This is a genomic window from Microbulbifer sp. CNSA002, from assembly GCF_047324085.1.
GTDB lineage: Bacteria > Pseudomonadota > Gammaproteobacteria > Pseudomonadales > Cellvibrionaceae > Microbulbifer.
Window position 1 is genome coordinate 5,144,454 of sequence record NZ_CP172449.1, and the last position, 23,742, is coordinate 5,168,195.

Annotated in this window: 26 protein-coding genes; 10 read left to right on the plus strand and 16 right to left on the minus strand. The window is 52.3% G+C overall.

Annotation, left to right across the window (positions count from 1 at the left end):
* Positions 1-7: 7 nt before the first annotated feature.
* From ACG1BZ_RS22750 to rsd, 3 genes are all read left to right on the plus strand, one after another.
* On the plus strand, positions 8-394 hold the full coding sequence (locus ACG1BZ_RS22750; RefSeq protein WP_413663802.1) for a CidA/LrgA family protein: 387 nt from the start codon (positions 8-10) through the stop codon (positions 392-394).
* Complete coding sequence (locus tag ACG1BZ_RS22755) at positions 391-1,077, plus strand: LrgB family protein (protein ID WP_413663803.1); 687 nt, start codon at positions 391-393, stop codon at positions 1,075-1,077. Before ACG1BZ_RS22750 ends, ACG1BZ_RS22755 begins: the two co-directional genes overlap by 4 nt.
* A 169-nt stretch (positions 1,078-1,246) precedes the next feature.
* Positions 1,247-1,714, plus strand: a complete 468-nt coding sequence (gene rsd / locus ACG1BZ_RS22760) for a sigma D regulator (RefSeq protein ID WP_413663804.1) — start codon at positions 1,247-1,249, stop codon at positions 1,712-1,714.
* 134 nt (positions 1,715-1,848) lie between these two features.
* On the opposite strand, the gene ACG1BZ_RS22765 is transcribed toward rsd, so the two are convergent.
* The gene (locus ACG1BZ_RS22765; protein ID WP_413663805.1) at positions 1,849-2,661 is read right to left on the minus strand and encodes an FKBP-type peptidyl-prolyl cis-trans isomerase; all 813 of its coding nucleotides are present in this window, start codon (positions 2,659-2,661) and stop codon (positions 1,849-1,851) included.
* Between the two features lie 457 nt (positions 2,662-3,118).
* Between ACG1BZ_RS22765 and ACG1BZ_RS22770 the strand changes: the two genes are divergently transcribed.
* Positions 3,119-4,081 (plus strand): histidine kinase, encoded by a 963-nt coding sequence (locus ACG1BZ_RS22770; RefSeq protein ID WP_413663806.1) that lies wholly within the window; start codon positions 3,119-3,121, stop codon positions 4,079-4,081.
* A gap of 115 nt (positions 4,082-4,196) precedes the next feature.
* On the opposite strand, the gene ACG1BZ_RS22775 is transcribed toward ACG1BZ_RS22770, so the two are convergent.
* Positions 4,197-4,691 (minus strand): TIGR02444 family protein, encoded by a 495-nt coding sequence (locus ACG1BZ_RS22775; protein WP_413663807.1) that lies wholly within the window; start codon positions 4,689-4,691, stop codon positions 4,197-4,199.
* 108 nt (positions 4,692-4,799) lie between these two features.
* On the opposite strand from ACG1BZ_RS22775, the gene ACG1BZ_RS22780 reads away from it, so the two are divergent.
* Positions 4,800-6,719 (plus strand): ABC-F family ATP-binding cassette domain-containing protein, encoded by a 1,920-nt coding sequence (locus ACG1BZ_RS22780; protein ID WP_413663808.1) that lies wholly within the window; start codon positions 4,800-4,802, stop codon positions 6,717-6,719.
* Positions 6,720-6,805: 86 nt separating this feature from the next.
* Here ACG1BZ_RS22780 and ACG1BZ_RS22785 read toward each other — a convergent pair whose 3' ends face one another.
* Entirely contained in the window at positions 6,806-7,744 is a 939-nt protein-coding gene (locus tag ACG1BZ_RS22785) for an outer membrane beta-barrel protein (RefSeq protein ID WP_282930654.1), read from the minus strand.
* Positions 7,745-7,947: 203 nt separating this feature from the next.
* Here ACG1BZ_RS22785 and ACG1BZ_RS22790 point away from each other — a divergent pair, with 203 nt between their 5' ends.
* Positions 7,948-8,958 (plus strand): hypothetical protein, encoded by a 1,011-nt coding sequence (locus tag ACG1BZ_RS22790; protein WP_413663809.1) that lies wholly within the window; start codon positions 7,948-7,950, stop codon positions 8,956-8,958.
* A 73-nt stretch (positions 8,959-9,031) separates the two neighbouring features.
* On the opposite strand, the gene trmB is transcribed toward ACG1BZ_RS22790, so the two are convergent.
* From trmB to ftsY, 6 genes are all read right to left on the minus strand, one after another.
* Entirely contained in the window at positions 9,032-9,817 is a 786-nt protein-coding gene (trmB, locus tag ACG1BZ_RS22795; RefSeq protein WP_413663810.1) for a tRNA (guanosine(46)-N7)-methyltransferase TrmB, read from the minus strand.
* A gap of 84 nt (positions 9,818-9,901) precedes the next feature.
* Positions 9,902-10,279 carry a DUF423 domain-containing protein gene (locus ACG1BZ_RS22800; protein WP_413663811.1) on the minus strand — a complete coding sequence of 126 codons (378 nt, stop codon included), beginning with the start codon at positions 10,277-10,279 and terminating at the stop codon, positions 9,902-9,904.
* 108 nt (positions 10,280-10,387) lie between these two features.
* On the minus strand, positions 10,388-11,242 hold the full coding sequence (gene rpoH, locus ACG1BZ_RS22805; protein WP_282930650.1) for an RNA polymerase sigma factor RpoH: 855 nt from the start codon (positions 11,240-11,242) through the stop codon (positions 10,388-10,390).
* 222 nt (positions 11,243-11,464) lie between these two features.
* Complete coding sequence (gene ftsX, locus ACG1BZ_RS22810; RefSeq protein WP_413663812.1) at positions 11,465-12,481, minus strand: permease-like cell division protein FtsX; 1,017 nt, start codon at positions 12,479-12,481, stop codon at positions 11,465-11,467.
* Positions 12,462-13,148 carry a cell division ATP-binding protein FtsE gene (gene ftsE / locus ACG1BZ_RS22815; RefSeq protein WP_282930649.1) on the minus strand — a complete coding sequence of 229 codons (687 nt, stop codon included), beginning with the start codon at positions 13,146-13,148 and terminating at the stop codon, positions 12,462-12,464. The genes ftsX and ftsE overlap by 20 nt, the downstream gene beginning before the upstream one ends.
* 36 nt (positions 13,149-13,184) lie before the next feature.
* Entirely contained in the window at positions 13,185-14,135 is a 951-nt protein-coding gene (gene ftsY, locus ACG1BZ_RS22820) for a signal recognition particle-docking protein FtsY (RefSeq protein ID WP_282934620.1), read from the minus strand.
* Positions 14,136-14,643: 508 nt separating this feature from the next.
* Between ftsY and rsmD the strand changes: the two genes are divergently transcribed.
* From rsmD to ggt, 3 genes are all read left to right on the plus strand, one after another.
* A complete protein-coding gene (rsmD, locus tag ACG1BZ_RS22825; protein WP_413663813.1) occupies positions 14,644-15,234 on the plus strand; it encodes a 16S rRNA (guanine(966)-N(2))-methyltransferase RsmD in 591 nt (196 codons plus the stop codon).
* A gap of 86 nt (positions 15,235-15,320) precedes the next feature.
* A complete protein-coding gene (gene coaD / locus ACG1BZ_RS22830; protein WP_282930647.1) occupies positions 15,321-15,797 on the plus strand; it encodes a pantetheine-phosphate adenylyltransferase in 477 nt (158 codons plus the stop codon).
* Positions 15,798-15,859: 62 nt separating this feature from the next.
* Positions 15,860-17,584, plus strand: a complete 1,725-nt coding sequence (ggt, locus tag ACG1BZ_RS22835; protein ID WP_413663814.1) for a gamma-glutamyltransferase — start codon at positions 15,860-15,862, stop codon at positions 17,582-17,584.
* Positions 17,585-17,630: 46 nt separating this feature from the next.
* On the opposite strand, the gene ACG1BZ_RS22840 is transcribed toward ggt, so the two are convergent.
* The 7 genes from ACG1BZ_RS22840 to radC all read right to left on the minus strand — a co-directional run bounded on the left by ACG1BZ_RS22840 (position 17,631) and on the right by radC (position 22,323).
* Positions 17,631-19,223, minus strand: coding sequence for an amidohydrolase (locus ACG1BZ_RS22840; RefSeq protein WP_413663815.1), 1,593 nt, complete (start codon positions 19,221-19,223; stop codon positions 17,631-17,633).
* Positions 19,224-19,307: 84 nt separating this feature from the next.
* On the minus strand, positions 19,308-19,856 hold the full coding sequence (locus tag ACG1BZ_RS22845; RefSeq protein WP_413663816.1) for a disulfide bond formation protein B: 549 nt from the start codon (positions 19,854-19,856) through the stop codon (positions 19,308-19,310).
* A gap of 11 nt (positions 19,857-19,867) precedes the next feature.
* Positions 19,868-20,020 (minus strand): DUF5993 family protein, encoded by a 153-nt coding sequence (locus ACG1BZ_RS22850; RefSeq protein WP_282934619.1) that lies wholly within the window; start codon positions 20,018-20,020, stop codon positions 19,868-19,870.
* A 71-nt stretch (positions 20,021-20,091) separates the two neighbouring features.
* Positions 20,092-20,907, minus strand: a complete 816-nt coding sequence (gene mutM, locus ACG1BZ_RS22855) for a bifunctional DNA-formamidopyrimidine glycosylase/DNA-(apurinic or apyrimidinic site) lyase (RefSeq protein WP_413663817.1) — start codon at positions 20,905-20,907, stop codon at positions 20,092-20,094.
* Between the two features lie 97 nt (positions 20,908-21,004).
* On the minus strand, positions 21,005-21,160 hold the full coding sequence (gene rpmG, locus ACG1BZ_RS22860; protein ID WP_020413983.1) for a 50S ribosomal protein L33: 156 nt from the start codon (positions 21,158-21,160) through the stop codon (positions 21,005-21,007).
* 36 nt (positions 21,161-21,196) lie between these two features.
* Complete coding sequence (gene rpmB / locus ACG1BZ_RS22865) at positions 21,197-21,433, minus strand: 50S ribosomal protein L28 (RefSeq protein ID WP_020413982.1); 237 nt, start codon at positions 21,431-21,433, stop codon at positions 21,197-21,199.
* Between the two features lie 215 nt (positions 21,434-21,648).
* Positions 21,649-22,323, minus strand: a complete 675-nt coding sequence (gene radC, locus ACG1BZ_RS22870; protein ID WP_413663818.1) for a RadC family protein — start codon at positions 22,321-22,323, stop codon at positions 21,649-21,651.
* Between the two features lie 148 nt (positions 22,324-22,471).
* Between radC and coaBC the strand changes: the two genes are divergently transcribed.
* A complete protein-coding gene (coaBC, locus tag ACG1BZ_RS22875; protein ID WP_413665903.1) occupies positions 22,472-23,677 on the plus strand; it encodes a bifunctional phosphopantothenoylcysteine decarboxylase/phosphopantothenate--cysteine ligase CoaBC in 1,206 nt (401 codons plus the stop codon).
* The last annotated feature ends 65 nt before the right edge of the window (positions 23,678-23,742 follow it).

Genomic DNA, 23,742 nt, shown 5'->3' on the forward strand with positions numbered 1-23,742 from the left:
TTCCTACATGTCAAAATCCACGCTGCACAACATACTCCGCTGGCTGGGGGGAGCTGCCATTCTGGTTGCCTGTACCTGGCTGGGCAATTTCACCAGCTCAAGCCTGTCACTACCCATTCCGGGATCTGTCATAGGGATGCTGATGCTACTGGTGATTCTCGTGTTCAATGGTGGGGCTCCCGCAGGCCTTGCCAAAGTCAGCTCACAACTGCTTTACCTATTGCCGCTGTTATTGCTACCGGCGGCTGTCGGGGTATTTTTTTTCCAGGGCCTGACTCTATCCGACTGGCTAGCCTTAATCGCCGCTATTGTGATTGGCACACTGATCAGTATCGCTATTTGCGCACAGCTACTAAAGAAATTGCTGATTCGCTCTGGGGGTAATAGAGAGTGAATGAATTTCTGGCGAGCCCAATCTTTGTATTGCCCTTGAATGTCATAGCTTTTCTTGTCGGCGTTACCCTTTACCGGCGCTACAAGACTGTTCTGCTGCACCCTATCATCAGCGCTAGCATTTTGACCGCAATAACATTGAGTGTTCTCCATATCCCCTATGAGAGTTACCAGGGCTCCAGTGCATTACTGTACAGCTTGCTAGGGCCAGCAGTTGTTGCCCTGGCTGTCCCTCTCAAACAAAATCTAGTGATTATCCGCAAAGCCGGCTGGCCGCTACTTGTCACTATTTTTGTGGGTGCGATTTTGGCCCCAGTTATAGCGGTATTAATCGCCTTGGTATTTGGCGCGGGCAAGTCAGTACTACTGGCGTTGAGCGGCAAATCTATTACCACACCCATCGCATTGGCCCTGGCGGAAACAATCCACGCTTCTCTCAGCCTCACTGCAGCTATTGTGGTCTTGACCGGGGTGGTCGGTGCTATCGCTGGCCCAGCTCTAATGAGTAGGCTCAATATTCACGATGAGCGCATTGTCGGTATCGTACTCGGCATCAATGCCCACGCGGTGGGGACCGCACGAGCATTAGAAATCAGCGCCCTGTGCGGCGCCTGTGCAGCATTGGCCATGGGTACCTGCGGTACGCTCACCGCGCTGATTTTGCCGCTCATTATCAGAGGATAAAACACCCTAGATTTGCTCCACCAAAGATCGCCGCAGGCATCGTTGTATTCTGGCGTAGATCACACTCTGCACCTTGCCGTCGGCGGGGGAATCTCCTATCTTCTTAGGGCCTTCGGGATCAGCAATAAAGCTGGCTATCACGGCAACAGTAACCAAAGGATTCTTGGAGATGCTGGAAAATTGTAAATCTGCGCGCGAGCGCTGGGGTGGCGTCAGTGAAATCATTGACCGCTGGCTACAGTCCCGACAAATCCTGCTGGTAAGTTACTACCATCTATCTGAGAAAAAAGAATTTAACGATGGGGATTCGGAGACCGAGAACGGTGTTCGTCATCTTTGCCAGTTGCTAGTGGACTACGTCTCTGCGGGACACTTTGAGGTATACGAACAGCTCATACTTGAAGGCCAGGCTTTTGATGATAAACAGGGGCTGCAACAAGCGCGGGAACTCTATCGGGATATTGATGTGACCACTGATGTCGCTGTCGATTTCAATGATAAGTACCAGGAAACCGACGATCTATCCAGCCTGAACCCAGATTTGTCACAGCTGGGGGAAGCACTGGAAACCCGCTTTAGTTCCGAAGATCGAATGATCGCACTTTTGCACACAGCCCATAAAAACCAGCTGGTCTAAAAAACTGAATTCATCACTGTAAAGGCGATGGGAAGCCGGCGCCTTTAATCGAATATTTTTGCTGTTGATTTTTCAAGGTAAAAAATAAAGGCGCCCATTGGGCGCCTTTATTGAATCCAAAGTAGTAAATTTATTTACTCGCTTTTGGGCTCTTCTTTTTTCTCTTCTTTTTTCTCTTCTTTTTTCTCTTCTTTTTTCTCGGCGCCATCTTCCTTGCCAACATTGGCTTTGTGCAGCTCCACTTCAAAAATCAGCGTTGCGTTAGGGCCGATCTTACCGCCTGCACCACCCGGGCCATATGCCAGCTCGGAGGGGATGTAAAGCTCCCACTTGGAACCCTCTTTCATCAGTTGCAACGCTTCGGTCCAACCCTTGATAACACCATTAACCGGGAACTGGACCGGCTCACCACGGGCGTAAGAGCTATCAAACTCTTCACCATTAATCAGGGTACCCTTGTAGTCCACTTCAACAGTGCTGTTCTCACTGGGCTGGCCGCCGGAACCCTCAGTAATCACTTTGTACTGCAGACCGGAATCAGTGGTAACAACACCATCTTTCTTGGCATTCTCTTCGAGGAAGGCTTTTCCTTCCTGCAGGTTTTTATCAGCAGTCTCTTTGAATTCTTTCTCTTGCTGAGCCAGCATTTCCTGCTGCTTCTTCTGCATTTGCTCTTGGAAGGCGGCGATAGTTTGCTGCTTTTCTTCTTCAGTCAAACGGGATTCATGGCCGCTGGAGACATCCTTAAGAGCCATCATCACCACTTGGGGATCTAATTTCACATCCTGAGCTTCAAGGCGCTTCGCCATATCTTCGGCAATGATGTAGCTGACCTTCTTCTCCTGGGTGTCCAGGGCAACTTCTTTTTCCTGCTTAGATCCCTGTTCGTTACAGCCGGTCAGCGCCAGGCCAAGGGCAATTGCTGCAGCCAAAGGGTATTTATTCATGGGTGTTGTCTCTTTGTCCGTATTGCGTTGAATGATTCGCGCTTGACCCTGGGTCAATGCCTGCGGCGGCTTATCAAGTAATCCTGATTCGGCCCTTAGCCTCCAGGCGCACCTTTTCCGCCAGTCCGCTCAAGTCTAACCTAAGGCGACTGCAAGTGCATACCGATGACGCGCACACTGTGCAGGACACCACATTCCACCTTAAGGTTCCAGGGACCAGCGAGAAAAAAATACATTTACAGCACTATTTTCGCTGCTTACGGCATACATTTTTTTTAAAAACAGCGCTATTATCGACCAGTCGCCGGTTATTGTTCCGGACTGTTTGAGGTGCTTTTCAGTTTCAGAACAATTTACAGTGTTCAGATCCTCGATTTAAATATGTCTATTACATATAGATCTGATCCGTACACTGTCCGGATGTTCCAATTGATAATAAACGTCAGGACATTTACTCATGGCTGCCAAACAAAGAGCTGTCAATTCAGTCGCAGAACTGGAAGCACAAATTTCCAAGCTAACCGTCAAGCTGGACAAAGCCCGCAACAAGAAAGTTACCGATGCCGGCAAAAGTGTTTTAAAAGCCGGAAAAGCACTGACTTCCGCAAAAGAAAAATTAGCTAAAGCGAAAACCAAACTAGTAGACGCTAGAACTGCAGCCAAGACACGAAAGACAGCTGCCACTCAAAAACGTGTAGAAACCGCCAAGGCCAATGTAGAAAAGCATAACGAAGTACTCCAGCAAGCAAAGGCATCACACGCCGAAGCAAAGGGTACTGAGTCCCAGGCAAAAGCCGAGCTGAAAGCTGCCGAAGCTGTACGTAAGGCCGGTGTAAAAGCAGAAAAACTGCTGAACAAATCCAAGCCAAAAGCCCGTAAAGCTACCACCTCAAAAAAAGTAGCCGCTCCTAAAGCAACCGCAGCAAAGAGCCGCACTAAAGCAAGCACTACCAACACCACCAAAACAGCGAAAAAGACAGTGGCAAAAAAAGCCACAGAAAAGAAAACTAGTGCCAAGAAAGCGCCGGCAAAAACCGCCGCTGCCACTAAAGCAGTAAAGAAAACTCCCGCAAAGAAAGCCTCCACTGCTGCGAAAAAAGCGCCAGCCAAGAAAGCTTCTACTGCCGAGAAAAAAACTTCAGCGAAGAAAGCTCCAGCTAAAACTACTGCTGCCAAAAAACCAGCGGCGAGCAAACCCTCTACGGAAGCCAAGCCTGCAACAGTCAAGCCAAGCGTGGAAACTCCGAAGGTGAAGGCTGCCAGCAAGCCAGAAACCGTAGAGAAGCCCAAAGACGATTCAAAAACCATGGCTCCAGCTGAGCAGCAGAAACCTATGGATACTCCGCGCCCAGCAGCAACGATTACTCCTAGCACTCCGGCAAACAGCCTGTTTTCTTCGGAGCAACCCAGCGGCGAGTAGTCTCGGGACTCCTCGCAGCCAAATACGGTGCTGCTTAATTGAGCTCTGTACTTTTCACGACTGTATTACCGGCGACCCCAGAAAAGTACAGTGCCCAGAGGGGTGTAACAGTGGCTTAACCCGCTGCCCCCCTGTGAGCCAAGTAGCTTTCGATCAGGCCCGCCCAGCGGGCCTGATCTTTTTGCTGCAAACCATATTGCTGGGATGCTAGCTCCAGTGCAGAACGATCCCCCGGCCAGTCCTCAGCATAAATTTTCCACAGCGCAGCCAACTGTAACTGCTCCAGCTTCAATTCATAGCGTTTACACAGTGCGTAGGCCCGCTGGGTATGGGGGCGCAAACTCCCCAACCAACGACGCAGGTGTCGCACACTGCGAATCATTCGCCTGCGCGGCGCAACGCCTCGATCTGCGACTCTCCATCCCTCTTCACTGATTTCCTTGCCACAAACGGCTGTATAGCTTGCCCACAGCAGAAGACACACGTCAGCGCCATTTCTGTCTTGGCAGTCGAGTAGGAACTTCTCAACATCCTGATAGGCATAAAAGTCCAAGCTGAACTGCCAGAGGGGGTTTTCCTTGGGGGAAGATGGAGGTGAAGTATTTGTCACGTTAAAATCCCGACCCTTTGCTGATCGGCATAGTGCCCCAGTCTCTGTGGAGTCCGGGTCTGTTCAATAGCCTAGCATTCATCGGCCTATTCATATGAGGTTTTTCCAGTGATCAATTTACAAGGGGTTTCTCTGCACCGAGGTGAGCGCGACTTGCTTGACAGCGCAGATTGCAGAATCTTCCCCGGCCACAAAGTCGGAATTATCGGTGCCAACGGCTGTGGCAAGTCAACTCTGTTCAAACTGCTGCTTGGACAACTGGAAACCGATGCAGGGCGGGTAGACCTCCCCAGCACCTGGCGTATCTCCCATATGGCTCAAGAGGTAGAAGCTAGTGAGCAGTCAGCACTGGATTACGTTTTAGACGGCGATAGCGAGTTGCGGCTATTGCAAAAGCAACTGGCAGAGGCCGAAGCGAGCGGCGATACCGACGGTCACAAACTGGCAGAACTGCACGAGCGCATGGCCAGTATTGATGGCTATAGTGGCCCGGCGCGCGCCGCGCAACTCCTCGACGGGCTCGGCTTTTCCCACGAAGAGCAACAGCGCCCCGTTCGCAGCTTCTCAGGTGGCTGGCGTATTCGCCTCAATTTGGGCCGCGCCCTGATGTGCCCCGCAGATCTTATGCTATTGGACGAGCCCACCAACCACTTGGATCTGGATGCCACCCTTTGGCTGGAACAGTGGCTGCAACGCTTCCCCGGTACCCTGCTGATTATTTCCCACGACCGCGACTTTCTCGATGCAGTGGTCGACGGCATTGTCAGTTTTGAACAGCAAAAACTGGTCTTGTACAGCGGCAATTACAGTGCCTTCGAGCGCGCTCGCGCTGAGCGCCTGGCCCAGCAGCAAATACAGTTTGAAAAACAGCAGGCCGAACGCGCACATATGGAAGACTTTGTGCGGCGCTTTCGCGCCAAAGCGAGCAAGGCCAAGCAGGCACAAAGCCGCCTGAAAGCCCTGGACCGGATGGCTCTGATTGCCCCAGCCCATGTGGATTCCCCTTTTCATTTTACTTTGCCATCCTCAGAGAAAACCTCTAATCCGTTAATCGACCTGCGCGAGGCGGATATTGGCTATGCCGAAAAAATAGTGGTGAAGAACGTTCAGCTGGGCATTCAACCGGGACGCCGTATCGGCCTGCTCGGCCCCAATGGTGCGGGCAAGTCCTCTCTAATCAAAACCCTGGCTGGCACACTCGCCCCCCTCAGAGGCGAGCGCCAATGTGGCGAACACTTGGCCATCGGCTACTTCGCCCAGCATCAGCTGGAAGCACTGGATAGCAACGGTTCCCCATTGCTGCACCTGCAAAGGCTGAGCCCCGATGCCTCGGAGCAATCGCTGCGGGATTTTCTCGGCGGCTACGGTTTTATCGGCGATCGGGTTTTCGAAACGGTAGGGGGCTTTTCCGGCGGTGAAAAAGCCCGTTTAGCCCTGGCACTACTGGCCTGGCAAAAACCTAACCTGTTGCTTCTCGATGAACCGACAAACCACCTTGATTTGGAAATGCGCCACGCCCTGACCCTGGCGTTGGCGGAGTTTCCCGGTGCCGTCATATTGGTTTCCCACGATCGTCATCTACTGGCCAATACTGCCGACGAATTTATTCTGGTGGCCAATGGCCGCGCCGAACCCTATAGCGGTGACCTTGATGACTACAAACAGTGGCAGCTCGGCTTTAATCGGGAAAAGAAACGCAAAGAAGAGAGCGCCTCCACTGTTACAAGCACAGAGGAAAAAGCCCCTGAGGATAAGAAGGCCCAAAGGCGCGCCGCCGCCGCTCTACGCGAACAACTGAAACCCCTGACCAACAAACTCAAGAATATTGAGCGACAGATGGCTACGGCAGAAAAAGCATTGGCCGCAGTACAGGAAAAACTTGCCGATGAAACGCTATATAGCGGCGGCCAGCAGGAGGAAATAGCTCGACTTAATAAAGAGCAGTCGGAGCAGCAGGAATTAATGGAAGAGCTGGAAATGGAATGGCTGGAAATTTCTGAGAAGCTCGAAGAAATTCGCGGCGAGTAATTTTATAGAAGATCATTTTAAACAATATCTTCAGCGGGCTTCAGAACCTTTCTGCCGTCCGCTGAAGAAGTCTATTTTAGTTGTCCTTAACGAATGCAACCGTATTCATCCACTGCAATACCAATCGGTGTATTTGGGCATTGATCGATATAGCTGGGTACACCATCAAAATCTGTATCCAGCGGGCAGCCATCTAATTGCACATCGATTCCCACTGGGGTCTGCGGACATTGATCAGTGGCATCAATAACACCATCAGCATCTTCGTCATACCAAAAATCCGGATATTCAAGCCATTGATAGCCGACCGCCAAGCTGGCAAAACCATCGACACCACCTTCTTCGACCCCCTGGAAAAGCCGTATATCTGCGCGGGCCTGCCAGCGGGGCCCCAGGTGATATTTAATTCCCATTCCCACATTCACCATATTCTGCCGGTCATGCCAGTCACAATGGTAAGGCGGGTAGGGATAATGATGGCCGTCTGGCCGATCCTCTGGGACATAGAATTTCTTACGACAATCCCAAGGATAGGGATAGTATGGGTCGTAGGGATGATCCGGATCATAGACATACTTTGGGTCATCTGGATGCCAGTGTTTTTTACGGTAGCGCCGGTCGTAATTAATACGCATTTCACCCAGGCCAAACGCGACATAAGGCTGCCAACAAAAATTACCGCAGAACTGCCCTCCAAATTGATATAGGAGATCTATGCGGTAGTTATACACATCTACTTTCTCGGGCGTATCCGCAACACTCACGACGAAATAGTCGACAACCCCTTCCATCGCCCAATGATTTGTCATGTTAAAGCCAAAACCGGCACCGACACCTGAGGTATCTCGCATTTCAAAACCGCGAAATGGCGTGCCCTGTAGGCGGTCACCATCAAACCAATGCTTACCCCCATTAACATAGAGGTTTAAAGTTCCAACAAAATCAGCGCGGACTTCAGAAACTGTAAAGAGTAAGATAAACGGCAGGCTATAGAGAAATGAAAGCAGAGGGTCACGCCTTCTCATTAGAAACACCAAGATTCCTTCCTTGATCAACCCCCCAAATTATTATTAACATCAATATCCATTAATAAAAATAATTCGGTTTTGTTTTCGCGATGCTTCCTGAATCCGGTTCTTATTGGAAATAAAATTCGATAATCACAGCACCACTAGAAGCATAGACGGCTAGTGGCGAAAAACAGTAATAAAGACAGGAGAGTTAACCCTTGCTGGCACCCAATATCGATAACTATGTTAGGAACTTGGTTCACCCACAAAACATACAAACCACCTGCTATGTCCCCAAAAGTATCCGTGAGTACGCACAGGACTTCCAAAATAATTCCAATAGCAATAGTAAGTGGTATCACAAGCGCAGTAGTGATGGACTAACCCGGATCGACCAATTAGTAAGCCAGGCAGTACAAATTCAAACAAATGATTATGGAAGGATTACCCGTGTCGCCAAAGTACTAGTGGAAACCCTATATACCTGGCTTACTGGATTTGATCCCTCCACACCCACCAAGCTACTCGATAGCGATGGAATAACACGCCGTAAAGATGCCGTTTTAGCTTTACTCGGTGGAGCTTACTGCTGGTATCGACAGGCCAGTGAAGCTTTCAGCTCTGAGAGGAGAGCAATATCCAACATCGAAGCCCATTTGGACGTCCCTTTCTCACTATTTAATTACCGATTTAGCCGCAGTGGTTTTAATCTGCACACAGTGACAACGCTGTTATACCGTGGCGATACCCGCCCACCACAGAAGCTGTGGCAAGCCGGGGGATTCTTTCCCTGGATGAATCAAAATGGCCGCTTTGATCCGCACCTGGGTACCGGAGCATCTAACCAAGTCATCTCAACCACTACCAATGCAAATATTGTTGCGCGCTTTGCCTGGCACAACAAAACTTATTGCCCAAAAAGGTATTATTTTGTGCATGGAACAAATGAGGGTGACTTAGCCACTACCGGTTTTATCTATGAGCTCGATAAAAGAAACCACCAATGCGTAGAGGTTTCCACTGTCACCCAGGGACGTGAAGTTGCCTTTATGGCTATTCCCAACCAATTTATTCGCCGCTTTCGCATGCGTTATTTTGCGGGCACCCAAAATAATATTGAACTGTCGGACTGGATGTCCTATGACAGTAACACCATCCGCAACCTGAATGTTGTAGAAGACAAGCGCCGATGGGAAGCCGCCAAGAAAAACTGGAATGAGTTTTTCTAACAATAGAGGTGGGCTGTTGCATGCCACTGGTGCCATGTTAGCACCGGTGGCAAACATCGATCGTCAGTGCGAATTATTCGCCTTTGGACTCTTCAACAGTTGACGCATCTACGTCAGTGGTAGTTAGCGGCAGCGCTTCACCAGGTAACCTGCGGTATACCAGATCCCAAACACCGTGCCCCAGTCTCTGCCCTCGACGCTCAAACTTGGTCTCTGGGCGCCATTCTGGCCGGGCAACATAATCACCCTCACTGGCGGTATTTTCTAGCAGGTTTTCACCCTGCAATACTTCCAGCATATGCTCGGCATAATTCTCCCAGTCTGTCGCCATATGCATAAGACCGCCAGTTTTTAACTTGCTGCAAATCAGGCGAACAAATTCCGGCTGCACTATCCGGCGCTTGTGGTGTTTCTTCTTGTGCCAGGGGTCAGGGAAGTACAGCTGGAAACGATCCAGGCTCCCATCGGCAATACAATCGTTTAGGACATCGACCGCATCGGCCATGTAAACACGCAGGTTCTTGATACCTGCCTTGCCGGCATTATTGATCAACCGGCCAACCCCCGGCGGGTGTACTTCAATACCAATAAAATCCTTATCTGGCTCGGCTTCAGCCATGGCCAGCAGGGAATCCCCCATACCGAAACCGATCTCTAACGCCAGTGGCGCCTCGCGGCCAAAGACCTGTTGGCGATCCAGAGGTCCATCAAATAGGGAGAGCCCAAACTGCCCCCAATAATTGTCAAAGGCATTGCGCTGCCCCTCTGTCATTCGCCCCGCGCGAATCACATAGCTGCGGATAGATTTCTTCTTAAATTCTGTGCGGTAGGGAAAATCTTCCGCAGATTCGTCTTGCATTGTTCGCGACCTCTTATGCGAAACGGTTTATATCTTGATGTTTTGTTCGGGCTCGGTAACTGAGTGTAAGCCCAGTAAAGGTGGCTACTTAGAGAAATTAAATGCGGCAAAAAACAGGACTAGCCAACCGACAATCATCATCAGCCCACCGAGAGGAGTGATTGGACCTAACCATCGGGGGCCTCCCAGTGCCAGGGCATAGAGACTGCCGGAGAAAAAGATAATACCGAAAGTAAAAAGAGCACCGCTCAGGGTCAGCGATAATCGGTTTCCCCAGTTTTGCATTAGCAGTACCACACCAAACAGCGCCAGGGCATGGATCATCTGGTACTGGACTCCGGTTTTATAGGCCTCTAACAGGTTCTCTGCCACTTTACCGCGCAGGCCGTGAGCCCCAAACGCCCCCAGAGCCACACCACTAGCGCCAAAGAATGCGCACAGCAGCAGATAGAGTTTGGCCATTACCTTCCCTTTTTGTTTTACCCAGTGGTGACAGGTATGCCTGTAACAGGCGGGACAAAAAAAACCGCGCTACTGCGCGGTTTTCTACCCGTGTACCAGAATGCCGATTTAGGCTTCCATAGCAGCACGCACTTTCTTCATGGCATTTTTTTCCAGCTGGCGAATTCGCTCAGCGGAAACACCATACTTATCAGCCAACTCATGCAATGTGGATTTCTCCTCACTGAGCCAGCGGGCCTGAATAATATCGCGGCTGCGATCATCCAGTTGTGCCATGGCACTGGCGAGGCTGGTCAAGTTGGTTTCCTGCCAGTTATCCCGCTCAAGCTGGGCGGCCGGATCAAAACTGCGGTCTTCCAGGTAGTGAGCCGGTGCCTGCCAGGCGGTATCGTCATCGTCATCGACACCCGCATCAAAAGCCGCATCGTGTGCAGCCAGGCGGCCTTCCATTTCATGGACCTGGGTAACATCCACATTCAGGTCTTTGGCGACGGCTTTAGCTTCTGCATTGGTCAACCAGGCGAGTTTTTTCTTCTGACCGCGCAGGTTGAAGAATAATTTGCGCTGCGCCTTGGTGGTGGCAATTTTGACAATACGCCAGTTGCGCAGGATAAATTCGTGGATTTCAGCTTTAATCCAATGTACCGCAAAGGATACCAGGCGCACTCCCTTTTCGGGATTGAAGCGTTTGACGGCCTTCATCAAACCGACATTACCTTCCTGAATCAGGTCGGCTTCATTGAGCCCGTAGCCGGAATAAGATTTGGCGATATGCACTACAAAGCGTAGGTGTGACATGACCAGCTGGCGTGCAGCATCGAGATTTTCGCGGTAATAGAGGTCTTCTGCCAGGTGCTTTTCCTGTTCAGCGGTCAGTACGTCAAAACCACTGACGGTCTGGATATAAGCTCCCAGGTTGGCGCCCGGAGACAGCGTATGCACTGGCTGTAGGCTGGTTCCCATTCAGGTCTCTCCTGTCATTATTAGTCGGCCGATCTTACCGGCCGCTGCCGGCGGATACTGTATCCGGCGACAAGCTGGACTCAGTGTAGCACTTGCACGGGCAGATAAGAAAGCCCGCCAACAACTACCGTATTCTGTTGTATTTCGCGGAATTAGAGGGGCTTTTTACGCCTCAGGTTCCCTTTGCCAGAACACTTTACCCTTCTTGATCAGACTGAACGGTCAGCGGGGTTCTATCTTGCGAGTGTGTCGCGCTACCGCAAGCCAAGCCCCTAATAGGCCCAGAGAGGAGGCCCCCAAAGTTAATTGAAAGAAGTAACTGGCGCCCGGCCCTCTCAGTTCGAAGCTACTGCCATAACTTGATGACAGACTCTCAACTGGACCAGACAACATAGCCACACCACCTGCAAGCAACAGCCACGCCAACAGCCCGCCAAATAGTCCATAACAAATGCCACTGTAAAGGAACGGCCGTCGCACAAACGCATTAGTGCCGCCAACGAGCTTTACTACCAGGATCTCCTCCCGACGACTTTCGATATGCAGTCGTATGGTATTGATCACCACCAATACCACTCCCAGCGCCAATAACAGGGCTAGACCTGCGGAGAGACACTGTCCCAGTTCGGTGATCTGGGCGAGGCGCTGGACCCAGGCGAGATCCAAGACCACTGAATCCGTCAGTGCCTGGGCTCTCAGATTCTCCACCAAAGCCTGAAGTTTATCGCCGTCCTTCGCATCCCTTGGCCGCAGCAACAGTACTGCCGGCAGGGGGTTGGCATCCAGGCCAACCAATACATCCCCAAGCCCCGAGGCCTGTTCAAACTCTGCCAGTGCATCTTCCGGGGAGACATAAGTTACCTCCGCGATAGCGGGGTCACTGCGCAATTTGTCGGCCAGGGAATTAACCGCAGCCTGTCTCGCATCTTTGTGTAGAAAAACAGAAATTTGTGGCTGCCCATCCCAACCAGCCACCGCGCGCTGGAAATTCAACAATCCCAATTGCAATGCCGCCGGCAGGGCCAGGGCAATAGCAATCACCAGCGCCGTCATTGCACTGGCCATGGGTGCGCTAAAAAATCGACTGACAGAGTCGGCAGCCATCTCACGGTGATGCCCCAACCAGCTATTCCATCGATCGCCCAACCCTGTTTGCGCAACAACAGCGCCGGTGCTGCGCACACGCTTGTCTGCGGCAGGGTTGGCCTGCCGTTGCGCTTTAGCTTGGGTGTACTTCACGGCTCGGAACTCCGTCGTAAATCAATTGGCCAGCCTGTAGGGTCAATACCCGTCGGCGCATCCGTGCAATCAGCTCCAAGTCGTGGCTCGCCACCAGCACCGTAACCCCCACAGCGTTAAAGTCGGCGAACAACTGCATGATTTCCTGCGAGAGTGTTGGGTCCAGGTTGCCGGTGGGCTCATCGGCAACCAGTATCGCGGGCTTGTTGACGACTGCGCGGGCAATCCCAACCCGCTGCTGCTCACCACCAGACAACATAATGGGATTTTGCTTTTCCTTATGCAGCAAGCCGACCTTATCCAGGGCTGCGCGAACCCGACGCCCCACCTCGCGCTTATTGCAACCAGCAACAGACAAGGGCAGGGCAATATTGTCAAAAACGCTTCGGTCGAATAGCAGCTGGTGATTCTGGAAGACAATACCCAGGTTGCGACGGTAGTAGGGGATCTGGCCATTGCGCAGGCGGTTGAGATTCTGTCCGGCGACAAGAATACTGCCCTTAGTAGGGCGTTCAATCGCGGTCAGGAGTCTCAGCAAAGTACTTTTACCCGCACCGGAGTGACCGGTGAGAAACACCATATCGCCACGGGGGATTTCCAGGCTGACTCGCACCAGGGCATCCTGCCCCGATGCGTAACGCTTGTTCACATTATCGAAAGTGATCACGGCTTCTGTTGTTCTTGTTATTTCCTAGGCGAATTATCAGGCCTTATCGCGGCCAAACAGGGCGGATACGAACTCACGAGCGCGGAATGGCTGTAGATCTTCCGCCTGCTCACCCACACCGATAAAACGCACCGGGATGCCGAAACGGCGAGCCAGGGCAAAGATAACGCCGCCTTTGGCAGTACCATCCAATTTGGTCAGCACCAAGCCAGTAACGCCGGCCGCCTCACGGAACTGAGAGGCCTGGTTAATCGCATTTTGGCCAGTGCCAGCATCCAGAACCAATAGCACCTCGTGGGGCGCGCTGGGGTCCAGTTTGCCCATCACCCGGCGCACCTTGGACAACTCCTCCATCAAGTTGGATTTGGTGTGCAGGCGCCCGGCGGTATCGGCAATTACCACATCGACGCCGCGCGCCTGGGCAGACTGAACCGCATCGAAAATAACTGACGCACTATCGGCACCGGTATGCTGCGCTACAACCGGTACATCGTGGCGCTGCCCCCAAACCTGTAGCTGCTCAACGGCTGCGGCACGGAATGTATCACCGGCAGCCAACATCACCGACTTGCCTTCACCGAGAAAGCGGTGAGCCAGCTTGCCGATTGTTGTGGTTTTACCCACACCGTTTACGCCCACTACCAGGATGACGTAAGGCTTTTTGCTGATATCGATTTCCAGGGGAGCATCAACACTATCGAGTAAGTCAGCCAGCTCCTGCTGCAATGCCTTGTAAAGTGCATCGCCATCGGCCAGTTCCCGACGGGACACCCGTTCGGTCAGGCGCTCGACGATCTCGCTGGTGGCCTCAACTCCCACATCTGCCATTAACAGCTGTGTTTCAAGTTCTTCCAGCAGATCTTCATCGATCTCCTTGGCCCCGAGGAACAGGTTTCCCATCCCCTCGACAAACTGGTTGCTGGTGCGGCTGAGGCCGCGGCGAATACGCGCAAAGAAGCCCTCTTTCTTTTTGGCTTCCGGTTTCAGCTGCTCTTTGGCTCTGGGTTTTGGAGCTGGCTCGGGTTGAATCGGAGCTGGCTTCTCGGCCTCTTCTTTTATTACAGGCTCTGCTGCTGCAACCACCTGGGGGGCTTCGACAACGGCCTCCGGCTCGCCCGCCACATCAGTATGCTGCGCCCAGCCGGCACTTTCCTCTTGGGGGGCAGAAGCTGGGGCAGTGGGTTCATCGATAGGGACCTTTGCCTCCTCCAGAGCGGAAGTTTCTCCCTGGGCAGGCGACTTTTCCTCTATGTCTGAGGGCGTTTTGTCCAGCGCTGAGGACTCTTTCTCTAGCGCTGAAGGCTCTGGGCTCTGCGCCGATGATTCCTCTTCAGACGCAGCAGTGACCTCCGCCTGGGATTGCTGGGGCTCACTTTGTTCGGGCTTGCGCTTCTTCTTTTTGCGCAGGAAGTCAAAAATCATTCGTATGTCCGGATGTACCGCTTGCAGAAAGACGCTAATCTTAGCATCGCTAAGCCCCCAGTAGAGAGTTACCTTGGCCAGAAGTTCATCCCGAAAGCAAAGCCCGCAAAACCTTTCACAGTTACGCATCATTGGCGGACAGTGGCGCGGGCGAAAATTACAGTTTGCCCCAGTGGAGGGCTTGAGACCTACCGGCGACCGACTGCGGGAGGTTCTGTTTAACTGGCTACAGTTCTACCTGCCCGACGCCCGCTGCCTGGACCTCTTTGCCGGTTCAGGAGCCCTGGGTCTGGAGGCGCTATCCCGAGGCGCCGGCTCGGTAGATTTTGTCGAGCTGAATACTCGCGCTGCGCGAACCCTGGCGGAACAGTTAAAACAGTTAAACGCCCGGGAAGCCAAAGTCCATAACTGTAGTGCAGAAGAGTTCCTCGGAAGTAATGGAAGTAAATACGACCTCGTATTTATCGATCCCCCTTTTGCCGACAATCTTTGGCAGGCAACTCTAGGCGCCCTGTCCGGCCATCTTTCGCAGGATGCATTAATCTATGTGGAAACACCGCGAGACACAGTGATTGCATCAATACCTGGCTGGGAACAGGAAAAAGAAAAACGTGCGGGACAGGTGTGTATGCGCTTGTTTCGTCGCGCTGGCCCGGCAGGTTAGGGAAGAATAAAAAGATTCGGTTTTGACCTTAGCCGTAAATTGTTTACCATTCGCATCCCATTCGGCCCGCATTTAAGCCTTGGCGTATGAAAAAAGTCGTCTATCCCGGAACCTTCGATCCCATCACCAATGGTCACTTGGACTTGGTGGAGCGCGCATGCCGCTTGTTTGACCACGTTATCGTGGCTGTGGCTGCCAGCAATCGCAAAAACCCCCTGTTCACCTTAGAGGAGCGGGTAGAACTTTCACAAAAAGTTCTCGGTCACCTGCCCAATGTCGAAGTCATTGGGTTCGATATCCTGCTCGCCGACCTGGTGCGCCAGGTAGATGCTTATGGCGTACTGCGCGGTCTGCGCGCGGTGTCCGACTTTGAATACGAGTTCCAGCTGGCCAATATGAACCGCCAGTTAGCGCCCAATATGGAAAGCTTGTTCCTGACACCGGCAGAACATTTGTCCTACATTTCATCCTCTTTAGTACGTGAAATTGCCTCCCTGGGCGGCGATGTCACCAAGTTTGTTCCGGCTGCTGTACAAAGCGCGCTGGAAGAGAAATTTCGTTAAGCCTGAATCTGGCTATTTCTGATACACTCGAGCGGATTTATCCACAATCCGCGGAGTGTTACGTGCGCAACTTTCTCGCCGCCTTTGCACTGGTTCTGAGTCCCGCTTTCGCTTTTGCCGATGAACCACAACCGGAGTTTGATACCGGTCGCACTGCCGTTAAGTCCTCAACGGCCAACTTCTATATGGCAGTCACTGCCAACCCCCATGCCAGCCGGGCTGCCGAACAGATTCTCGCCCGGGGCGGCAGCGCTGTGGACGCCGCCATTGCCGCTCAGATGGTATTGGGATTGGTAGAACCACAATCCTCCGGGATTGGTGGCGGCGCATTTATGCTCAGCTATGACGCTGCGGCAAAGAAGCTCAAGTACTACGACGGGCGCGAGACAGCCCCCTCTCAGGTAGACGAAAATTACTTTATCCGCGACAACAAGCCGCGTTCATTTTTTGAGTCTGTAATCGGCGGCTACTCGGTCGGCGTTCCCGGTGTTGTGCGAATGCTGGAAATGGCTCACGAGCGCGATGGCAAGTTACCCTGGGAGCAGTTATTTCAGCCGGCCATACACCTGGCCAAATCCGGCTTTCAGATATCACCGCGCCTTCACCAGCTGTTACTGCGCATGCCGAAGGTGGCTGCTCGACCGGAAATTGCCAGCTACTTCTTCAACAGTGATGGCAAGCCCCTGCCGGTGGGTCACAACTTGAAAAATCCAGCTTACGCGGAAACTCTGGAGGCAATTGCCCAGGGCGGTGCGGATGCCTTCTATCACGGCGACATTGCCAAGGCTATCGTCAAAGCTGTGCGCTATGACAGTGCCAACCCTGGGCTCCTGAGCCTCGAAGATATGGTTAGCTACCGGGCCAAGGAGCGCCAGCCCCTGTGTTCGGAGTTTCTCGAATATCGTGTGTGCGGTGCGGATGCCCCGTCGTCCGGAGGTACCACAGTAGGCGGCATTCTGGGCATGCTGCAACAATTCCCACTGGAGCGCTTCGAGCCTGGCAGTGATCTGCTCACCCACTTATTTATCGAAGCTTCGGAACTGGCATTTGCCGATCGCAACACCTACTCCGGTGATTCCGACTTTGTCCAAGTACCCAGTAAATCACTGGTGTCCAGGGATTATTTGGCTCGCCGCGCGCAGTTAATCGACCCGGACTCCGCCACAGCTGCGACTCCGGGTACCCCAGCCGAACTCGGGGTGAAGCGGGTGATGGCCCAGTCGCCAGAGTTGCCCAACACCAGTCATTTAGTGATTGTCGACCGCTACGGTAATGGTGTCAGTATGACGACCAGTATTGAAACCGGCTTCGGGTCGCGCCTGATGGTGAAGGGCTTCCTGCTCAACAACCAGCTCACCGATTTTTCCTTCACTCCAAAAAACAGTAGTGGGGAGCGGGTGGCCAACCGCATTCAAGCGCGCAAGAGACCGCGCTCTTCCATGTCCCCCACCATCGTTTTCAACAAAGATGGCAGCATGCGCCTTCTGGTGGGTTCCCCCGGCGGCTCACGAATTATTGACTACACCGCGCGCACCATTCTCTACCACCTGGGCTTGAATATGCCGATTGCCGAAGCGATTTCTGCGGGAAATATCGGTGCAATCGGTAAGAGGGTCGAATTGGAGCCCGGCTTTTTCAGCCCCGATACTATCGAGAAACTCGAAGCCCGTGGGCACGAGGTTGTCGAAAGGGGCCTCAACAGTGGTATCCATGCCATCGCTTTGCAAAATAACAAGCTGTACGGGGGAGCCGACCCCCGCCGCGAGGGCAGCGCCCAAGGGCGTTAACATTGATCAACCGAGGGGCGCACTGCCCCTCGGTTTCTTCCTCTCCTTAGCGCCTGCGGTCATAGACTTTCTGACCTTTGTAATAAGTCTGTATCACCCGGACACTACCAATATCTCGCTGCGGAATTAAAAACAGGTTTTTGTCCAAAACAATAAAGTCCGCCCACTTTCCCACCTCCAAACTACCAGTATCCTGCTCCAGGTGATTCGTAACAGCACCGGTAAAAGTGAACATTTCAATCATTGTCTCCAATGATATCTGGTTACTGACTCCAGCATGGATGTTCTGGATTGGTGACACCTCTCGCCCGGCAACATATCCCGAGTCCATAACCACGGCTATATGACGAGGCTCTGTATTAGATTTTCGACTTTCAGTTAAGTAACTTTTATCATCTGGAGAAACTTTTGAGCGCGCTGCTACTGACAGCAATAAAATCGGTTTTTCCTTATCAGCTGACAATACACCCCCAGCATTATCCGAACTAATATTAAGCAGGGTGTTACGCAATCCCAACTCCCTGCCACCATCCAGGGATATCTGTATGAGCTTTTGTAGAGCTGCCAACTCTTTATTACTCTTAGCATCCAGGTAAAACTGGAAATTATGTGAATTAGCACGAGTAATTATCTCGGAAATAAGTTCACTCGATAGGCCTGAATCACGTTGATCACCTAAACCTACCTTGTCAGCTTTCAAGCTGACCGAATTGATCTTGAAATCATCACCGGAATATTTTTCTGCAACCTTCTGCAATTCTCTAAGTTTCTTACCAGTGACATCCATCGCTATTTCAAAGGATGCTCGGATACGCAAACTCAATTTCTCTGACGATAGTGGGCGATCGAAGGCGCTGAGATACTTATTTAAATCATTGAGCGGCATTACAGCCTGAAAAAAAGTAGTTACGCCTCTCTGGGCCGCAATATTCTTAATCTCTGAAAAACTTCGAGTTGGTTTTTCACCCTCATTATTTACGGGTATCAGACGGGAAAAAACCTCCACCGCTTCACGACCATGAAAAATACCGATGGGAAGACCATCTTCATCTTTTTCGATTCTACCGCCCTCAGAAAAATTAGACTCCATATCAATCCCAGCTGCGGCAATACCTTCAGAGTTAGTCCATACACTGGCGCCATCTTCTGAGAAAAGAATAATGGGGATCAAATCATTTATTTGATCCAGTATTGCTTTATGTGGTCTGTGTGGTGCAAAAATGACATGACGCCAGCCGCTGCCAACGACAAGCTGCTTCTCGGGGTTGGCCTGAATAAATTTACGAACGCTATTCTCATACCCCTCTACAGTTTTATATGTGGATAAATCCAAACTGTCACTGATACCAACATCAGGTATTTGCTGAATAAAACCGGGCAATACCATTTTTCCACTGAGATCAGTGACCTTTGTTCCCTCTCCTACAAGGGCTTCTGCCCCCCGATCTGTACCCACATAAACAATGCGCCCATCGCGGATAGCCATTGCCGAGGCAACACTGCGGGCCGGGTCGACGGTATAGATATACGCATTCCTTAAAACGTGCTGGGCGGTTTCAACACTGGTGGCCGGCGAGGGGGATTCAGCTCGTTCACAAGCAATTAACAATAGTGAAATGAGCAGGCAGGCCAGACGCATAGGGACTCCTCACAGTTTTCCGCAATTCCCCGGGACTCGGGTCTTATCAGGAAAAGTGTAGAAAGCTCGGACACATTTGTGTGCCTAACCTCGAGACCACAACCAGTGATACCCAAATGACCCACTGGTGCAGGGACCCAGACCGCACTCGAGGAGAACCGCGACTAAATTGGCCAACACGACAGTGAAGAACGAGATGGCAATGCACTTTTCAATCAAAGTAAACTCTCTCGTGGCAAAACTTCGCCGCTTAAAGCCAAACATTAATGCAACGCCACAGTAGATCAGTAAGACAAAGAAAATCAGCGCAGACCAAGTGTATAAATGTAAGCCAAATACTGGGCTGCCAAACCCTGGATCGCCAGGGGTGATATGCAGCAATACCTGCCTGACAGCAGCAGCCAGACCGGCCAGACACGAAAGAATAACAACGCCGTAATGCTCTGCACGAATACTAAAGCGCAGGTTCAACATCAATCCCATGCCAATCATGGCAAAGGCAACACGTTGTAAGAGACAGAGAGGGCAGGGGTGTTGGTGAGATACCAACTCCATGATCAAGGCAATCCATAGGATTATGCTTACCGCTAACAGCGCCAAGCTATCCAGCCTTCTGACCATAAACACCATCATGGGCACGGTCCCTAGAAAGACAGCGACAGTGCTCGCGTCATATGATATCCACACCACATAATGAAGATCAGCAAGGTCAACAACCACCAGCCCATTGCAGAGCGGCGACGACCATTCCAAACGGCCCAAATCGACAGGGTGACCGTAAGAAAAGGCAATATCATGACCACTAAGCAGCTCCTTATCGGCAATACGATGATATTAGTATTGCCTAAAGCTGCCAGAAGGATGCGATTTAACGTTGGCAGCTAGAGCAGAAAAAGGTATTTCTCTGGCCCAAAACCATATCTTTGACTGCTCGGCCGCAAGAGGGACAGGACTCACCCGCACGGCCATAAACATTTAGCTGTTGGGCGAAATAGCCAGGTTTTCCATCGCCGCCAATAAAGTCCCGCAAGGTAGTCCCACCTTGGGCGATTGCCTGACTGAGAACCTGCTTTATGGACTCAGCCAAGCGCTGGTATCGGGCTTTGGAAATAGAACCGGCCTGTCGATCTGGGCGAATGCCCGCCAGGAAAAGAGATTCACTGGCGTAAATATTACCCACCCCCACAACGATACGGCCATCCATGACGAAGGTTTTGACAGACTGCTTGCGCTTGCGCGAAGCCTCGAACAGATAGTCACCACTAAATTCTTCCGAGAGAGGCTCTGGGCCCAAATGGCTGAGTAAGTCGTGGGCCAGTGGGTCCGCCACTGTCCACAGTAGGGCACCAAAACGGCGCGGGTCGCGGTAACGCAGTGTGAGACCACTATCCAGGCGCCAGTCGATATGATCATGCTTTTCCGGTGCCTGTGCAGCCTCGACCATTCGCAGGCTGCCAGACATCCCCAGGTGCCAGATAGCGCAGCCTTTATCGGTGTGCACCAGCAGGTACTTGGCGCGGCGCTCCAGCTTCAGTATCCGGGCATTGCGGACACGGCGCTCAAAGTCTGCTTCCACGGGCCAGCGCAACTGGTGCTGGCGCACTTTTGCGGAGCGAATTTTATGCCCCTCCAGGTGAGGTTGCAGGCCTCTGAGAGTGGTTTCTACTTCTGGGAGCTCTGGCATCTTCTGGAGTTACCCTGTGTAAACTGGCTGCTCAATTTCCAATACGCACAAAAAAGCCCGGTTAGAACCGGGCTTTTTGTACAGTAGCGGTAGGCAATTATTTAATTTTGCCTTCCTTGTACATTACATGCTTGCGTACAACGGGATCGTACTTTTTGATCTCCATTTTCTCAGGCATGTTGCGCTTGTTTTTGGTAGTGGTGTAGAAATGGCCAGTACCGGCGCTGGAATTCAGACGAATCTTCTCACGCATTGCTCTATCTCCAATCTATTAGCTGGGCTACAGCCGTTACACTTTTTCGCCGCGGGCGCGCAGCTCAGTCAGCACAGCGTCGATACCTTTCTTATCGATAACGCGCATGCCTTTCGCGGAAACACGCAGCTTCACAAAACGCTTCTCGGATTCAACCCAGAAACGGTGGCTGTGCAGGTTCGGCACAAAGCGACGCTTGGTGCGGTTCTTAGCGTGGGATACATTGTTTCCGGTGACCGGACGCTTACCGGTTACCTGACATACCTTGGACATCTGTTGGCCTCTTCAAAACGCTTGTGCCCGCATGGCGCCAATCCTGAAGAGGAAAAGGTAGTGCGGGAACATAAAAATCGGGATTCTAATCCGGTTCCTGGATGGCGGCGGAACCTGTGCAGAATCTGGCCCGGCCGCAAAGAGCGGCGTTTTATACCAAAAGAGCCCGTAGGGAGCAAGTTTTGTACAACATTTCAACGCCGGGAACGACACCTTTACATCAATCCCTGCTCTGCAAAGGATAGCGCCTTGCCCTCACCGACGATCAAATGGTCCAGAACCTTGATATCCACCAGCTCTAGTGCCTGGGTCAAACGCTCGGTAATCCAGATATCTGCCTGGCTGGGCTCACTGACACCAGACGGGTGGTTGTGCGCCAAAATAACCGCCGCAGCTCCCTTCAACAGCGCTTGCTGTACTACTTCGCGCGGGTAGACATTCGCTGCATTCAGAGTCCCCTCGAACAGCTCCTCAAAAGCGATCACCCGGTGTTGATTATCCAGGTAGAGGCAGCAGAACACTTCCCTGCGCCGGTGCCTGAGCTGGATTGCCAGGTAATCCCTGACCGCCCCGGGACTGCACAGTGCGCTGCCGTGCTGTATCGTCTCCGCCAAGTGCCGCTTGGCCATTTCCAGCGCCGCTTGCAACTGTGCAAACTTGGCGTCGCCGAGCCCTCGCGCGCGGCAAAAGTCATCTCGCTCGGCCTCTAATAGAGGGCGCAAGCCACCAAAATCATTGAGAAGTCTCCTGGCCAGATCCACTGCTGAGAGGCCGGGTAGCCCCACGCGCAGAAAAATTGCCAACAACTCTGCATCCGACAGGGCTTCAGCCCCTCTCTCCAACAGCTTTTCCCGAGGCCTCTCACCTGCCGGCCAGTCCTTTATTTTCATTTGTAGCCCAGTTAGTCAGTGTCTTATCTATCGCACATCTACTGAACACCTCTTCCACGCTGCACCTTTGTAGCACTACTGCAGTCTTATAAGAAACGACACAGAAATGCTAATCTTACCGGCTCGCACCAAATCGGAAACAGCATTTATGTCCTCTCTGGCCGACAAACGCATACTTTTAGGTATCAGCGGTGGAATTGCCGCCTATAAGAGTGCCGACCTGGTTCGCCGGCTCAAAGAGCGCGGTGCCGATGTCCGAGTGGTAATGAGCGCCGGAGCACAGGAGTTTGTACAGCCACTGACCTTTCAGGCGCTATCCGCTAACCCGGTGCATACAGACTTGTTGGATCCCTCGGCAGAAGCCGCTATGGGTCATATCGAACTGGCGAAATGGGCTGATCTTATCCTGATTGCTCCAGCCAGTGCCCAGGTAATGGCAAAGTTGGCTGCCGGTATGGCTGATGACCTCTTAACCACCCTTTGTTTGGCCAGCGAAGCCCCCCTGGCCCTGGCACCAGCCATGAACCAAGCCATGTGGCGCCACGCAGCTACCTCAGCCAATGCTCAGACCCTAAAGGAGCGCGGAGTCATATTCTGGGGCCCAGGCGCGGGTAGCCAGGCCTGTGGCGACGTGGGCCCCGGCCGTATGCTGGAACCAGAAAACCTGGCGGAACACACTGAATCCCTGTTTCACACAAGCCACTCACTGCAGGGCCGCAAAGTAGTAATCACTGCCGGCCCTACCAGGGAAGCCATTGACCCAGTGAGATTCCTCAGCAACCACAGCTCTGGAAAAATGGGCTTCGCCCTGGCTGCGGCGGCGCAGAGTGCCGGTGCCGAAGTGACGTTGATTGCCGGCCCCGTAAATTTGGATACGCCGCCAAAGGTCAATCGTATCGATGTTATCAGCGCCCAGGATATGTATGAGGCCGCCAAAAGTGCCGCCGATCACTGCGATATCTTTATCAGTGCAGCAGCCGTTGCTGATTTCCGCCCGGCCCAAGTCGCTGAGCAGAAAATCAAAAAGAAAGACGGGCAAGATGATGATGCAATTGCCCTCATCAAAAATCCCGATATTGTTGCAGCCATAGCCACGCGTACTGAGCTACGGCCTTTCACTATCGGGTTCGCCGCAGAGACAGAACAGGTTCTCGCCCACGCCCAGAGCAAGCTGCAGCGGAAAAACCTCGATATGATCATTGCCAACGATGTGAGCCAATCGGATTCGGGATTTAACAGCGATCACAACGCTGTCACTGTGATAGATGCGGATGGTCAGAGCCGACTGGCTCCCGCATTAAAGACCGACCTAGCCCGACAGCTCATTGAACTCATCGCCTCCAAGGCTCAGTGACAACATTTACGCTCAAATCAGGGATATCTGTGGGCTCCAACAACAAAAAGAAACCAGGCGGTACC

Excerpts from the sequence above, each read along its gene's own strand:
- ACG1BZ_RS22765 (WP_413663805.1), bottom strand. The coding sequence starts at position 2,661 with ATGAATAAATACCCTTTGGCTGCAGCAATTGCCCTTGGCCTGGCGCTG.
- ACG1BZ_RS22800 (WP_413663811.1), bottom strand. The coding sequence starts at position 10,279 with ATGGCCAAACTCTATCTGCTGCTGTGCGCATTCTTTGGCGCTAGTGGT.
- ACG1BZ_RS22785 (WP_282930654.1), bottom strand. The coding sequence starts at position 7,744 with ATGAGAAGGCGTGACCCTCTGCTTTCATTTCTCTATAGCCTGCCGTTT.
- coaD (WP_282930647.1), top strand. The coding sequence starts at position 15,321 with ATGAAAAAAGTCGTCTATCCCGGAACCTTCGATCCCATCACCAATGGT.
- ACG1BZ_RS22840 (WP_413663815.1), bottom strand. The coding sequence starts at position 19,223 with ATGCGTCTGGCCTGCCTGCTCATTTCACTATTGTTAATTGCTTGTGAA.
- ACG1BZ_RS22770 (WP_413663806.1), top strand. The coding sequence starts at position 3,119 with ATGGCTGCCAAACAAAGAGCTGTCAATTCAGTCGCAGAACTGGAAGCA.
- mutM (WP_413663817.1), bottom strand. The coding sequence starts at position 20,907 with ATGCCAGAGCTCCCAGAAGTAGAAACCACTCTCAGAGGCCTGCAACCT.
- ACG1BZ_RS22750 (WP_413663802.1), top strand. The coding sequence starts at position 8 with ATGTCAAAATCCACGCTGCACAACATACTCCGCTGGCTGGGGGGAGCT.
- rpoH (WP_282930650.1), bottom strand. The coding sequence starts at position 11,242 with ATGGGAACCAGCCTACAGCCAGTGCATACGCTGTCTCCGGGCGCCAAC.
- rpmB (WP_020413982.1), bottom strand. The coding sequence starts at position 21,433 with ATGTCCAAGGTATGTCAGGTAACCGGTAAGCGTCCGGTCACCGGAAAC.
- rpmG (WP_020413983.1), bottom strand. The coding sequence starts at position 21,160 with ATGCGTGAGAAGATTCGTCTGAATTCCAGCGCCGGTACTGGCCATTTC.
- radC (WP_413663818.1), bottom strand. The coding sequence starts at position 22,323 with ATGAAAATAAAGGACTGGCCGGCAGGTGAGAGGCCTCGGGAAAAGCTG.
- rsd (WP_413663804.1), top strand. The coding sequence starts at position 1,247 with ATGCTGGAAAATTGTAAATCTGCGCGCGAGCGCTGGGGTGGCGTCAGT.
- ACG1BZ_RS22845 (WP_413663816.1), bottom strand. The coding sequence starts at position 19,856 with ATGATGGTGTTTATGGTCAGAAGGCTGGATAGCTTGGCGCTGTTAGCG.
- trmB (WP_413663810.1), bottom strand. The coding sequence starts at position 9,817 with ATGCAAGACGAATCTGCGGAAGATTTTCCCTACCGCACAGAATTTAAG.
- coaBC (WP_413665903.1), top strand. The coding sequence starts at position 22,472 with ATGTCCTCTCTGGCCGACAAACGCATACTTTTAGGTATCAGCGGTGGA.
- ACG1BZ_RS22850 (WP_282934619.1), bottom strand. The coding sequence starts at position 20,020 with ATGATATTGCCTTTTCTTACGGTCACCCTGTCGATTTGGGCCGTTTGG.